The organism is Synechococcus sp. R70.1 (assembly GCF_047461675.1).
GTDB lineage: Bacteria > Cyanobacteriota > Cyanobacteriia > Thermostichales > Thermostichaceae > Thermostichus.
Window position 1 is genome coordinate 11,359 of record NZ_JANSHR010000116.1, and the last position, 12,498, is coordinate 23,856.

Sequence of the window (12,498 nt, forward strand, 5' to 3'; positions counted from 1 at the left end):
TCATCCTCCCGACCGTCAGCCGATCACCATTGCCCTCGCCAAGGGAGCTTTGCTAGCCGATGCCATCCGCTGTCTGCAGCAGGTAGGGATCGACTTTAGCCGCTTTTTGGATCCGGCCAATCGCCTCCTGCGCATTGAATCCCCTACCCAGCTCAAGGGACAGCGCTACGCGGCGCTGCTGGTGCGCAACCAGGACGTGCCGGTGTACGTGGAGTACGGCCAGGCCCAGCTGGGGATTGTCGGCTACGATGTCCTGCGGGAGCGCTATGCCGGCAGGGAAGCGGGGGTAGCCCACCTGTTGGACCTAAAGTTTGGCTACTGCCGCATGGTGGTGGCTCTTCCCCAAGACAGCCCCTACACCTCAGCAGCCCAGTTGCCGCCCTATGCCCGGGTAGCTTCCAAGTTTGTCCGCTGTGCCCGCGAGTATTTCGACCGCCTGGATTTGCCGGTGGAGCTCATCTCCCTTGCCGGCTCAGTGGAGCTGGCTCCCCTCACGGGCATGGCTGATGCCATTGTGGACTTAGTGGCCACTGGGCGCACCCTGCGGGAAAATGGCCTGGTGGAGCGGGACTGTCTCTTCGAGAGCACAGCCCGCCTGATTGCCCATCCCACCAGCTACCGGGTCAACCAGCAGCCCATCGGTGAACTGGTGGCCCAAATCCGGGAGCACTGGCTGGGATCTCTAGCGGTTAGCCAGCTTTAGTTCTTGCCTAGTCAAGAAACTTTGCTTGGCTTAGCAAAGAGCGGATTGCGATTGCGTACAATGGGGGCACTGGTTTATTTCCCAAGAGATTCAAAACAGGTTTTTCGAGGTTGATTATGCGGTACCGTCCCCTGCTCGCCATCCTGCTGGCGCTTTGTCTAGGCGTCTTCGCCTTTCGGGCTGAGGCAGCCAAGGCCCCTCTAACCTACGACCAGATCCGCAACACAGGCAAGGCGGCTATTTGCCCGTCGGTCTCGGACAATGCCCGCGGCCGCATTGAGGTGCCCCAGGGGGAATCCCTAAAGCTGACCGATGTCTGCTTCCAGCCCGTGCAAATTGAGGTGGAAGAAGAAAAACGGAACGGGGAAAAAGAGTTTATCAAAGCCAAGAACATCATGATCTCGGCTGCTACCCTGGGGCCGATTAAAGCGGAAGTCACTGCCAAAGAGGGCGGCTTGGAGTTCAAAGTGGTGGATGGGATCACCTTCCAGCCGACCACCGGTCAGTTGCCTCGCCGCGAGCTGGTGCCCTTTTTGTTTAGCGTGAAAGACTTGGTGGCCGCCGCTCAAGGGTCGGTCATCGATCCCTCAACGGACTTTGAAGGCGAGTTCTTGGTACCTGGCTACCGTACCAGCAGCTTCCTCGACTCGCGGGGGCGGGGTTCTAGCACCGGCTACGACACGGCTGTGGGGCTGCAGGCGGCCAAGGAGGACTTTGCAGCCAACCGCAAGGTGGACGAGATTTCCCGGGGGAAAATGTCGCTGCGCATTGCTCGCGTAGATTCCAGCACTGGAGAAATCGCTGGCTCCTTTGTGAGCATTCAGCCGTCTAGTACCGAGCAAGGGGCACTGGAACCTCGCACCGTTCGCGTTCAGGGCCTGTTTTATGCCCGTCTGGCGCAGGAGTCCTAAAAAAGCCTGAGGCAGGCCATTCCAGGGCAGGGGCGGATCCCTGCTTGTTTTGGTGTTCCTGGCAAGGGCGGAGCAATTGCCAACCTGAGGAGCGCGACAGGCATGGCCAACTATGACTGGATTGTTGTCGGCGGCGGGATCACCGGAGCAGCCCTAAGCTATGAGTTGGCCCGCCAGGGGGGATCCGTTCTTCTCCTTGAGAAGGAGGCGCTGCCCGCCAGTGCCACCCGCTATAGCTACGGTGGCTTGGCTCATTGGGCTGGAAAAACTCCCCTGCTCAAAGCCCTGGGGGAAGAAGGGATCCAGCGCTACCGCACTCTCTCAGAGGAGCTGGAGGCAGATATTCACTTTCGCGAGCTAGATCTGCTCCTATTGGTTGCTCCTGGCTACTCAGTGGAGGCGGTGGAGGCGGATCTAGCCGACTGTCGCATCCCACCCCAGCGGATTCCGGTGGAGACGGCCTGTGAGCTGGAGCCCCTTTTGCAGCCGGCGGCCCTGGAGGGCGTGCTCTGGGCCCGGCACGGCCACATCCACCCCTGGCTAACGACCCTGGCTTTTCGGAGGGCTTTCCAACGCCTGGGGGGATCCCTGCTTTTCCAAAGCGTAACCGGCTTGCGGCGGCAAGGGCAGCGGGTCACCGGCGTAGAGACACCCGCCGACTTCCACGGGGCAGCCCAGGTGGTGGTGTGCGCCGGCGGCTGGACACGGGCTTTGTTGCGTCAAGCTGGCATCTATGCCCCTATCTACTTCACCCACGCCGAATCCCTCGATCTAGAGCCTGCGGCAGTGCGGCTGAGAACCATTGTCATGAGCGCGCCGGTGCAGCGCCTGGAGCTGGAGCGGCAGGCGGCTCACCCCGACCGGGATCCCCTCTGGGACAAGCCAGGGCAGGAGCTCTGCCCACCCATCCTGGATGTCGGGATCCTGCAATTTCTAGACGGCAGCATTCGCCTGGGCCAGATCAGTCGGGTGCTGACGGATCCTCAAGCCCAGCTGGATGCCACTAGCGGCGAAGCGCAAATCCGGGCCCAGGTGGGGCGCTACCTACCCCAAGTGGCCCACTTGCCCGGGCGCTGGTGTCACTGCTTGGTGGCCTTCAGCGGCGATCACTATCCTTTGGTGGGATCCCTGCCCGGCTGGGAAGGGCTACAACTCTTTTCCGGCTTCAGCAGCCCTTTGGCCATCCTGCCGGCCTTAGCCCGCCGCTTTGCCCAGCAGGCGTATGGCCAGGCGGATGAGTGGCTCCCCAGTCTCTCGCCGGCGCGCTTCACTGCGCCCTCCCCCCCCTGCCCCTTCTCTTGAGGGAGAGCGGACCCGGAACTGCTTAAGTCCACTCCTCCGCTAGCGCTGTCTCCAGCAAATCTTCCAGGTTAAGCTGCACCTGGCGCTGCAAGGCCAAGATAGCCTGATATTCCTGGTGAATGCTGGCCTGGTATTCGGCAGCTAGAGTGGTGTTGCCTTCGGAAAAGGCCTGCTCCCAGAGCTGTGTCCAGTAGCGGTAGCGCTTCTGACGAATTTCCAGCTCCATGTTGGCTAGAGCAGCCCGCACCACCAGGCGTGGACGCATCAGAGCTACGCGGGTAGTTTCGTCCTGCCAGAGCAGGTGGCTGAGGCGCTCGTTGAGGGCGTCGTCCTGGGCGCAGAGAGTGCGCAGGGCGGTCAAAAGACCCTCCTCCTCGTCTTCCAGCTCCGGCTGGGCCGAGACCAGCTCCAAGATCCGCTGCCACAGCTCCCGGTGAGGACGGAAACTGAATTGCAGCTCCCGCTCCATCAAGGTCTGGCGGATCTCGCGGCGGTACTCGGCAAAGTGCAAGTAGATCTGCAGAAGATGGGACTCGGACTGCAAGAGTTTGGATCCCCGGTCGGCAGCAGGTTGTTGGGGTTTTGACCAGCGGTACTGGCGCACGGCACGTCGCAGATCCTCTTCCAGATTGCGGCTGAGGCGAGCGTTGCCCCGGCTGAGCAATTCCGCCACTTTGTGGATATACAAGGAGCGCCACTGCCCACCTAGACCGGCCAGCAGTTGCACCAGCGCTTGATAGGCCTGTTGGAAATCGGCGGCCTGGCTGAGATCCCGACCGGCCAGCACCTGTTCAATCCGCCAGTCCAGCCATAGGGGAGCCTGAGCCAGCAAGGCCTCTAGTTGGGAAGCCGGGTGCTGCCGCAGGAATTCGTCGGCATCCTTCCCAGCAGGAAGGGTGAGGATGCGCAGCTCGATTTCCCCCCGCCGCGCCTGCTCCTCAACGGCTTGAACAGCCCGCAGGGCGGCATTCAACCCAGCGCGGTCGGCGTCGAAGTTGAGGATGACCCGCTTGGACGGCGTGTAGCGCAGCAGAGCCTTGACCTGGTGCGGCGTCAGGGCCGTGCCCATGGCGGCTACCGCATAGGCAATGCCGGCTTGGTGCAGGGCGATCACATCAAAGTACCCTTCCACGACCAAAACTTGGTCGGCTTTGGCGATGGCCTCGCGGGCAAAGTTGAGGCCATAGACCACCTGGCTCTTGTTGAAAAGCTCCGTTTCTGGGGAGTTGAGGTACTTGGGCTGCTCCTCTCCTAGAGCCCTGCCGGCAAAGCCGATGACCCGCCCCTGCAGGTCAAAAATGGGCAGCATGATGCGGTTGCGGAAGCGGTCGTAGTGGCCTCCTCCCTGGCGCGGCACCAGCAGGCCGGCTTCTTCTAGAAGCTTGACCGGCTGGCGCTTCTGGTTAACCAGGTACTCGTAGAGCGACTGCCATCCGGAGGGAGCAAAGCCGATTTGAAACTGTTGACAGGTCTCTTCGCTCAAGCGGCGGCTATGCAGATACTCCCGAGCCGCCGATCCCACCGGGGAGTGGAGGGCGTGCCGGTAGAAGTCGGCGGCCATGGCTAAAATCTCCAGCAGCTTTTCCTGACGCGAGACCTGGCGTTCGTAGTCTGGGGAGAAGGATCCCTTGGGCTCAGGCACATGGTAGCGGCGGGCTAGCCAGCGCACGGCTTCGGCAAAGGAAAGGCGCTCGGTCTCCATAACAAAGCGGATGACATCTCCCCCGGCGCCACAGGCGAAGCACTTGTAGATCTGCTTGCTGGGGCTGACGTGAAAGCTGGGCTTGTGGTCGTCATGGAAAGGGCAGAGGCCGACAAAGTTTTGCCCCCGCTGGCGCAGCACCACTTTTTCGGCCACCACCTCAACGATGTCGGCCTTCTGGCGCACTAACTGGATGAACTCCGGCGGCAGACTGCTCATGGCCCTAGGGATCCTCCACCCCATGGTAGCCAGGGGGACTCGACAGGCTGTCTTTTGACGTGGCCTGACCCGCTAGAGATAATGGTCTAGCTTCAAAAGCTGGATTTTTCCATGAACAGTCTTTTGCAAATTGTTGAGAGGAAAATGCGGATCGTTAAACTTTTCTTGCTGCTTTTGCTTGTCGGTGCCGCTGTCTTTTGGAGCCCGCAAGTGGCTTCTGCTGAGCCGGATTTGGCTTTAGGAGCCAAGGTCTTTCAGGCCAAGTGTGTGGGCTGCCACTTGAACGGGCGCAACTCGATAGTGCCGGCCAAAAATCTCTCCCTAGCTGCCCTGCACGAGTACCACGTGGATACGCTAGAGCTAATCCAAGCCCAGGTGCGCAACGGCAAAGGGGCCATGCCTGCTTTTGGCAAGCTCCTCAAGCCAGAAGAGATCGAGGCGGTGGCCGCCTACGTCTTGGATCGCGCTGAGCACAACTGGAGTAAGGGCTAATGGCCCAGGACGAAGTGGCCGTGGCACCTCAGGTGCGGCAGGAGCAGGGTCGTCAAGTCCAGGGATCCCGCCGCCAGCTTCTCTCAGTGGGCATAGGGGCCCATGGGCTAGTGGCGGTGGGCATTTCTGCCCATGGGGTGGTAGCCATCGGCGTGGTCACCCACGGCATCCTCTCCATTGGCCTAGTAGCCATGGGCGCTCTCTCCTTTGGGCTGGTGTCCATGGGCTTGGCCAGCGCCGGCCTGGTGTCCATGGGTCTCTCCAGCTGGGGCCAGCACAGCATGAGCCTGATGGAATCCCACGGATCCCATCGCCATCCCTGAAGAAATTGGAAAAAAAGGAGATTGGAGATGGGTCTGCAAAGTTACTTAGCTCTAGCCAGAAAATCTCTGCTGGCTTTGGGTATGAGCTTTTTGCCTCTTTCTTCTGCCTGGGCTCATGTTACCGTCCATCCCCAAGAAGCCCCGGCAGGCAGCTACACCAAGCTCACCTTTCGCGTGCCTCACGGATGTGATGGCTCCCCAAAACCAAGCGCTTGCGGGTGCAGATCCCAGAGGGATTTGTTTCCGTGAAGCCGATGGTGCACCCTCTGTGAAAATTGAGACGGTCGAAAGGCCGCTGAAGACCCCATACAAGTCCCACGGGAAGATGATCACCGAAACGGTTGCCGAAGTGATCTGGAGTGGCGGCTCGCTGCCCGATGGCCTCATGGATGAGTTCAGCATCAGCGCCAAGCTGCCGAATCGGCCCGGCGAGGTCGTCCCCATCCCGGTGATCCAGGAGTGCGAAAAAGGCATGCACCGCTGGATCCAGGTGGCGCAGCCGGGCGAGGATCCTAAGAGCTTGCCGGAGCCGGCCCCGCTGCTGAAGCTGACGGGTGGAGGTGGTGGACAGGGTCATGGTCACGGCACCCGCTAGGCAGCCTGCTGGGCAGGATGTCTCGCCCTAGAAGGGTCTTTGCTGGGATTTGGGCTGGGATCCTCGGCCTCTTGCTGTGGACGGCTGGGATCCCGCCCGCTTTCGCCCATGCCAGCTTGCTCTCCACTTTCCCGGAAGATGGAGCGGTGCTCCAGGAAGCGCCGACGCAAGTGCGGCTGGTTTTCAATGAGCCGGTGCAGCTTACGCAGCTCCAGGTTTTGGACGGAAATGGACAGGTATTGCCCCTGGAAAACCTGGTGAGCAGGGGCGAGGCGCTTCAGGGGGATTTGCCCCAGGGAATCCCAGAGGGGGTTTACCTTGTCAGTTGGCGGGCCATTTCCGCTGATTCCCATCCGGTGAGTGGCTCGTTTGTCTTCCAGGTGGGGACTGCAGATCCAGAGCTGGTTCAAGCGGTGAGGGCGGCCCAGGTTCGAAAAAGGGATCCCCTGCATTGGCCGCTAGTGGGTGTGCGCTGGGGGATCTACCTAGGCAGCCTCTTTGGGGTGGGGGTGTCGGGCTGGTGGCGGCTGTTGCAGAGGCGTTCGAGCGTTTTGGGGGCAGATGGAATAGAGCTCTCTGTTCGCGCCAGCGGGACGGAGTCCTTTAAGGCCTGGGCTTTCGTGGCAGCTTGGCTCACCCTTAGTTTGACTCTGGTGGCCTTCAGTTTGCACTTGGCCCAGCTTTACCCCCACCTCAATGGGCAAAAGCTGCTGAGTGTGATGCTTTCTCCCTACGGCTGGGGTACGGCACTGCGGCTAGTGGGGCTAGGAGTTCTGATCTGGGCCTGCGAGGGAGGTGCCGCCTGGGCCAGCAGTGTGGGCTCGGTGTTGGTCATTGGATCGTTTCTGCCCATTGGTCATGCCCTCACGAGCGAGTATCCGGCAGGAACGATGGCGCTGCTGGGGCTACATCTAGCCGGCTCGGCTTTTTGGCTAGGGGGGCTATGGGGGCTGGAGCGCTTGCTGAGCAGGGAATCTGCTCCCTACCCATCTGTAGGCACTATCCAACGGTTTTCTGACGTAGCCACCTGGGCAGTGCCGGGGCTTATCCTAGCGGGGATGGGAATGGCCGGGATTCACGGCGGCTGGGACTGGGATCATCCCTATGGGCGATACCTTTGGACCAAGCTGCTGATAGTGCTAATGATGGTGGGGCTGGGCGCCCACAACAAGTTTCGGCTGGTGCCAGCATTACGGCAGGGTGGGCAGGCGGTGGGCCGGTTGCTGCGCCAGATCGTCCGCCTGGAGCTGGTGGGACTGATCCTGGTGCTGGCCCTGACCAGTTTTTTGGTAGCTCAAGCTCCGCCTGGACAGGAGAGGAGCTCCCCTGCAGAGCCGTCCTGCCAAGAGGAATTGAGCTGGCCAGAAGGCAGCCTCTCCCTGCGGATCTTGCCCTGTCGCCCTGGTAACAACCGGGTTCAAGTGGAGGTTAAAAAGATCCCAGCCCAGGAGCTGAACTTGGCCTTTTCCCTGCCCGAACGTGGGATCCCACCTCTGCGCCGACAACTGCTGCCGAAGAAGCCCGGCCAGTTTGCGGTTGAAAATGTGCCCCTGACATTAGGGGGAGAATGGCAGATTGAGGTGCGGCTCTTGATCAGCGACTTTGAGGAGCGGCGTGGGCACATCAGAGTTGTCCTGCAGGGGGGAGTGGAGGGATCCCTGCCGCTGCTTCCAGAAGCCGTCCGTCGTAGTCCTGCAGCTGGAGAGCCGTTTGGAAGTCCTGGCAAGCTCCCTGCCAATCGCCGAGGGCAAGACGGGCCAGGGCGCGATTGAGGTAAAGCTTGAAGTGGGCGGGATCCAGAGCGAGGGCTTGGGTGTAATCCTGGAGAGCCGCTGCGAAATCTCCCTGTTGGGCATGGGCCCAGCCGCGGTTGTTCAAGGCCAAGAGTCGCGCCTGGGGCTCTAGCTCCAGTTGCAGCAGTTGCGTGTAGTCGGCCAGCGCTTTGTCCGTCTCCCCCCTTTGATCCCACAGCAGGGCCCGCCAGAAGAGAGCCTGGCGCTCCTGGGGGTTCAGGAGCAGGGCCTGGGTGTAGTCGGCAATGGCCTGCTCCGGCCGGTTGGCCTGGCGGTGCAGATCCCCCCGCTGACAGTAGGCCAGGGCGGCATCAGCTAGCCCCCAGTCGCGGTTGCAGCTCAAAGCCTGGTCAAGATCGGCTAGCGCCGCCTCTTGGTTGCCCAAAGCCAGATGTACCGCCGCCCGCAGGGCGAATCCCTGAGACGCCTGCGGCTGCTTTTGGATTAGGGCGGTGAAATCCGCCAGGGCCCCTTGCCAGTCCCCCAGCCGTTGCCGCGCCATGCCCCGGCGCAGATGGGCACTGGCTAGCAGCTCTGGTTCAGCTTGGGCTGCCGCCTGCAGCACCTGGGAGAAATCCGCACAGGCTGCCGGCCAATCTTCTCGGTCGAAATGGGCCTGGCCACGGTGGAAATAGAGCTGCAGGTTGTTCGGATCCCGCTCCAGGGCAGCCGTGTAGTCCTGCAGGGCCGCCAAGGGATCCCCCAAAAGCCTGTGGACCTGCCCGCGGCTGCTGTAGGCCCTGGCATCGCTGGGATCCAAAGCAATGGCCTGGTTCAAGTCGGCAAGAGCCGCTTCCAGTTGGCCCAGATCCAGATGAGCAATCCCACGGTTGAGGTAGACCTTGGTCAGCTGGGGATCCAACTCCAGGGCGCGGTTGAAGTCGGCCAAAGCGGCTGCCGGATCTCTCAACTCCTGGCGGGCCAGCCCTCGGTAGAAATAGGCCGGCGCCAGCTCCGGGTTAAGGCGGAGCGCCTGTTCGCAGTCAGCCAGCGCTGCCTCCAGGGCGTTGTTGCCCAGGTAGGCTATAGCCCGCTGCAGATAGAGCTCCGCCTGCGCTGCCACCCCTGCCTCAGAGGCCCCAGCAGGCTGCAGTGCAATGGCTTGGGAAAAATCCTCGATGGCCCCCTGGGGATCCCCCAAAGCTTGGCGGGCCAGGCCGCGGTGGTAGTAGGCCTTAGAGTGGGCGGGATCCCGCTGCAGCGCCTGGGTGTAGTCTTCAATCGCTCCCTGAAAGTCCAGCAACTGCGCCCGCGCCACGCCCCGGTTGAAATAGGCTTCCACATCCTGGGGATCTCGTTGGATGACCTCGGAAAAATCGGCCACAGCCCCTTGCGCATCTCCCAGATGGCCGCGCACCACGCCGCGGTTGAAGTAAGCCCGTACTTCCTCGGGATTGAGCTCAAGGGCGCGGGAATAGTCCTCGATGGCCTTTTGGTTTTGCTCGAGCTGCCGGTAGGCGTTGCCGCGGTTGTAGTAGGCCACGGCCCAGTTGGGGTTGAGGTGGAGAGCGTGGGTGTAATCGGCAACTGCCCCCTCATAGTCCCCCAGCCGGTAGCGGGCGATGCCGCGGTTGACATAGGCACGGGCATCCCCTGTCAGTTGAATGGCCTGGGTGAAGTCCTCCACAGCTCCTGCCCAGTCGCCACTTTTGTAGCGGGCACTGCCCCGCTGGCTATAGGCGCGGCCATTCTGGGGATCCAGTTGGATGGCCAACGTGTAGTCGGCAATCGCCCCCTGCAGATCCCCTTGGCGAGCTTTTTCCTGGCCGCGGGTTACCAAGCGCATCGCCAAGAGCTGATCCACCGAAAGCTGGGAAAGAGCAGGCGCTACACCTTCGGTGGGGGTAGGCAGGAGAGGCCGCAGCGCCTCCATTACCTCAGCCGCCGATTGAAAGCGCTCCTGCCAGCGGGGACAGACCATGCGATCCAGAATCTCCGCTAGGGCATCGCTAACCGGCACTAGATCCCGCCAGAGGAGCTGGCCAGTACACGGATCGTCTGGGATCTTGGTGGGGGGACGGCCGGTGAGCGCCTGAATGGCCAGCACCCCAACCGAATAGATATCGCTGCAGGGCTGGGGCTTGCCGCTGAGCTGTTCCGGGGCCATGTAGCCCACTGAGCCAATCACCGTCGCCAACTGGGTTTGGCCAGGGGCAGGGCTGCCTAGCCGTCCCACCTCCTTCACCGCCCCAAAGTCAATCAGCACCAGCTTGCCATCGGCGTCGCGGCGCATCAGGTTGGCTGGCTTGATGTCCCGATGCACGATTTGACGGGCATGGACGTAGTGGAGGATCTCCAGAATCTCCCACAGCAGTTTGACGACCTCCGCCTCGCTTAGAGGCTGGCCAGCCACCAGCTCTTGGCCGAGATCGTGCCCAGCAATGAACTCCTCGACCAAGTAGAACTCCTGATCCTGCTCGAAGTGGGCCAAGAGGCGGGGCACCCGGTCGTAGTTGTTGAGCCGGTTGAGAACCTTGGCTTCCCGCTCGAACAGCTTGCGGGCTGTGGCCAGGGTGTAGGGATCGGTGGAGAGGGGGCGCAGGCGCTTGACCACGCAGGGAGTATTGAAAGTGTCGCGATCCACCGCTTTGTAGGTAACCCCAAAGCCCCCCTGCCCCAAAAGGCCAAGGATTTCGTAGCGTCCCCGCAGAAGGGTTCCCGGCTTAACCTTGTCTTCCATAGCCCAGCTTGCCCCGCTGTGACCTTGGTCACAGCAAGCTGGCTCGATTTTGCCACAAGCTGCTCCCCTGCAGCGAGCTTGCCCCTAGTCCTGCACGTACTCTTCGCCGGAGATGAGGGCCGCCTCTGCCTTCTGGAACTCCCGCCCCAGGTAGGCAGCGTGGCTAAGCTGGGAGACTACCTTCTCGCTTTCCTTTTCAAAGATCTGGACACACAACTCTTTGGCCGTCCGCCCAACGTACACCCGCTGCGGCGGGCGATTGACTGGCCCTCGCGCTGGGATCACTGCTCCAGTCTCCGGGTCAGTGGCCAGACCCCGCTCGTTGATCACGGTGCTGTAGTACTTGGCGCAAATGAGCTGCTGCTGTCGATCCACATAGATGACAAAGTAGCCTGCCGGGTCTAGCTCCAGGGGCCGGCGGGAAAGCTGGTCATCAATGCGGCGCACCTGCTCCCGCAGAGACTCAGAGGAAAAAGACGACATAGTAAAGTTGCCAAGAAGCTAGCAAAACGGGTGCCAAAAACGTAGCCAAGACTACCTTCATTATCCCTATTGTGGCCGAGGAATGGGATCCCTTGCTTCAGGAGAAGTCTTAGGGTTTGCCAGTGCTTTTTCAAGCATTGGCAGTTACTTAAAGCCTTGGCAAACTCAGCGAAAAGGCGGATGCTTGCAGGTGGAAGGTGAGATTACCGTGGAAGCAGTGAGCGAGCGACAGTCTTTGCCAAAATGCACTCGGCTGAAGCTGAGAGGCTTGGGGGGGTTGGGATCCCTGAGGTAACCCCTCCAACGGAGAAAGGGGGAGCTGGTCACCTCCTCATCGTGGGCAATCAGCGCGACAGCCGCCTGTTGCTGAGGAAATTGCTGGAGAGCAGTAGCTACCAGGTCAGCGAGGCGGAAAACGGCCAGCAGGCCCTGCAAATGGTGCAAACCCTGCAGCCGGATCTGATTTTGTTGGATGTGATGATGCCGGGGCTCGACGGATTTGAGGTCTGTCGGCGCATCAAGGCCAATGGGGAGACGCGCTTGATCCCGGTGGTGCTGATGACAGCCGCTAGCGACCGCAAAAATCGCCTGCGGGGCATTGAGGCGGGGGCCGATGATTTTCTCGGCAAGCCCTTTGACGAGGCGGAATTGCTGGCGCGGGTGCGTTCCCTCGTTCACCAGACGCATTTGAACGAAGACTTGGATCATGCCGCCCAGGCTTTATTTGCCATTGCCCGCATTGTGGAAAGCCGGGATCCCATCACTGGGGATCACTGTGAGCGCCTGGCACAACTGGCCAAAAGCTTTGGCGAGTTTCTCCAGCTACCCCGTCCTCTAATCAAGGTGCTGACCTGGGGAGGCTACCTGCACGATATCGGCAAAGTGGGTATACCTGATGCGATTTTGGGCAAAACGGGCAAGCATACGCCGGAAGAGTGGGAGGTGATGAAATCCCATGTCCTGATTGGAGAGGAGATCTGCCGCCCGCTGCGCACCCTGAGAGATGTGCTGCCCCTCATCCGCCACCACCACGAGCGTTGGGATGGCAGCGGCTATCCCGATGGCCTCAGGGGAGAAGGGATCCCGCTGGTGGCCCGCATCTTCCAGATTGTCGATATCTACGACGCCCTCACCTCGGAGCGACCCTACAAGCGCGCCTTCACCGTTCAAGAGGCCATGGACATCCTGCGGGAAGAAACGGCCAAGGGCTGGCGGGATCCCTACTTGGTGGAGCGTTTCTTCGAGTTTCTGCAGTCACGGCTGCCCCAGTTGAAGTAGACTAGGCCCAGTAGGCT

Annotated in this window: 11 protein-coding genes and 1 pseudogene; 9 read left to right on the forward strand and 3 right to left on the reverse strand. The window is 61.2% G+C overall.

Going from position 1 to position 12,498, the window contains the following annotated elements; translation table 11 throughout:
- The first annotated feature begins 22 nt into the window (after window positions 1–22).
- From hisG to NW807_RS11300, 3 genes are all read left to right on the forward strand, one after another.
- The gene (hisG, locus tag NW807_RS11290; RefSeq protein WP_414426178.1) at window positions 23–703 is read left to right on the forward strand and encodes an ATP phosphoribosyltransferase; all 681 of its coding nucleotides are present in this window, start codon (window positions 23–25) and stop codon (window positions 701–703) included.
- 116 nt (window positions 704–819) lie between these two features.
- Window positions 820–1,614, forward strand: a complete 795-nt coding sequence (locus NW807_RS11295; protein ID WP_414426154.1) for a photosystem II manganese-stabilizing polypeptide — start codon at window positions 820–822, stop codon at window positions 1,612–1,614.
- 102 nt (window positions 1,615–1,716) lie between these two features.
- Window positions 1,717–2,916 (forward strand): NAD(P)/FAD-dependent oxidoreductase, encoded by a 1,200-nt coding sequence (locus NW807_RS11300; protein WP_414426155.1) that lies wholly within the window; start codon window positions 1,717–1,719, stop codon window positions 2,914–2,916.
- A gap of 22 nt (window positions 2,917–2,938) precedes the next feature.
- Here the strand turns inward: NW807_RS11300 and dnaG are convergent, their stop codons facing one another.
- Complete coding sequence (dnaG, locus tag NW807_RS11305) at window positions 2,939–4,837, reverse strand: DNA primase (protein ID WP_414426156.1); 1,899 nt, start codon at window positions 4,835–4,837, stop codon at window positions 2,939–2,941.
- Between the two features lie 144 nt (window positions 4,838–4,981).
- On the opposite strand from dnaG, the gene NW807_RS11310 reads away from it, so the two are divergent.
- The 5 genes and pseudogenes from NW807_RS11310 to NW807_RS11330 all read left to right on the forward strand — a co-directional run.
- Complete coding sequence (locus tag NW807_RS11310) at window positions 4,982–5,329, forward strand: c-type cytochrome (protein ID WP_414393791.1); 348 nt, start codon at window positions 4,982–4,984, stop codon at window positions 5,327–5,329.
- The gene (locus NW807_RS11315) at window positions 5,329–5,652 is read left to right on the forward strand and encodes a hypothetical protein (protein ID WP_414393394.1); all 324 of its coding nucleotides are present in this window, start codon (window positions 5,329–5,331) and stop codon (window positions 5,650–5,652) included. The genes NW807_RS11310 and NW807_RS11315 overlap by 1 nt, the downstream gene beginning before the upstream one ends.
- An 81-nt stretch (window positions 5,653–5,733) precedes the next feature.
- Window positions 5,734–5,901, forward strand: a complete 168-nt coding sequence (locus NW807_RS11320; RefSeq protein WP_414426179.1) for a DUF1775 domain-containing protein — start codon at window positions 5,734–5,736, stop codon at window positions 5,899–5,901.
- 19 nt (window positions 5,902–5,920) lie between these two features.
- Complete coding sequence (locus NW807_RS11325) at window positions 5,921–6,247, forward strand: DUF1775 domain-containing protein (RefSeq protein WP_414426157.1); 327 nt, start codon at window positions 5,921–5,923, stop codon at window positions 6,245–6,247.
- A 17-nt stretch (window positions 6,248–6,264) separates the two neighbouring features.
- Window positions 6,265–7,524 (forward strand): annotated as a pseudogene (locus NW807_RS11330) (copper resistance CopC/CopD family protein); the annotation flags it as partial.
- A 346-nt stretch (window positions 7,525–7,870) separates the two neighbouring features.
- Here the strand turns inward: NW807_RS11330 and NW807_RS11335 are convergent.
- Both NW807_RS11335 and NW807_RS11340 read right to left on the reverse strand, forming a co-directional pair.
- Window positions 7,871–10,720 carry a tetratricopeptide repeat protein gene (locus NW807_RS11335; protein WP_414426158.1) on the reverse strand — a complete coding sequence of 950 codons (2,850 nt, stop codon included), beginning with the start codon at window positions 10,718–10,720 and terminating at the stop codon, window positions 7,871–7,873.
- Between the two features lie 84 nt (window positions 10,721–10,804).
- A complete protein-coding gene (locus NW807_RS11340; protein ID WP_414405420.1) occupies window positions 10,805–11,203 on the reverse strand; it encodes a DUF4346 domain-containing protein in 399 nt (132 codons plus the stop codon).
- Window positions 11,204–11,446: 243 nt separating this feature from the next.
- On the opposite strand from NW807_RS11340, the gene NW807_RS11345 reads away from it, so the two are divergent.
- Window positions 11,447–12,481 (forward strand): HD domain-containing phosphohydrolase, encoded by a 1,035-nt coding sequence (locus NW807_RS11345; RefSeq protein ID WP_414426159.1) that lies wholly within the window; start codon window positions 11,447–11,449, stop codon window positions 12,479–12,481.
- Window positions 12,482–12,498 lie beyond the last annotated feature (17 nt).

Bases quoted from the DNA above. Each gene is read 5' to 3' on its own strand.
- NW807_RS11300 (WP_414426155.1), top strand. From the start codon at position 1,717: ATGGCCAACTATGACTGGATTGTTGTCGGCGGCGGGATCACCGGAGCA.
- NW807_RS11295 (WP_414426154.1), top strand. From the start codon at position 820: ATGCGGTACCGTCCCCTGCTCGCCATCCTGCTGGCGCTTTGTCTAGGC.
- NW807_RS11310 (WP_414393791.1), top strand. From the start codon at position 4,982: ATGCGGATCGTTAAACTTTTCTTGCTGCTTTTGCTTGTCGGTGCCGCT.
- NW807_RS11335 (WP_414426158.1), bottom strand. From the start codon at position 10,720: ATGGAAGACAAGGTTAAGCCGGGAACCCTTCTGCGGGGACGCTACGAA.
- NW807_RS11315 (WP_414393394.1), top strand. From the start codon at position 5,329: ATGGCCCAGGACGAAGTGGCCGTGGCACCTCAGGTGCGGCAGGAGCAG.
- NW807_RS11340 (WP_414405420.1), bottom strand. From the start codon at position 11,203: ATGTCGTCTTTTTCCTCTGAGTCTCTGCGGGAGCAGGTGCGCCGCATT.
- dnaG (WP_414426156.1), bottom strand. From the start codon at position 4,837: ATGAGCAGTCTGCCGCCGGAGTTCATCCAGTTAGTGCGCCAGAAGGCC.
- NW807_RS11320 (WP_414426179.1), top strand. From the start codon at position 5,734: ATGAGCTTTTTGCCTCTTTCTTCTGCCTGGGCTCATGTTACCGTCCAT.
- NW807_RS11345 (WP_414426159.1), top strand. From the start codon at position 11,447: ATGCACTCGGCTGAAGCTGAGAGGCTTGGGGGGGTTGGGATCCCTGAG.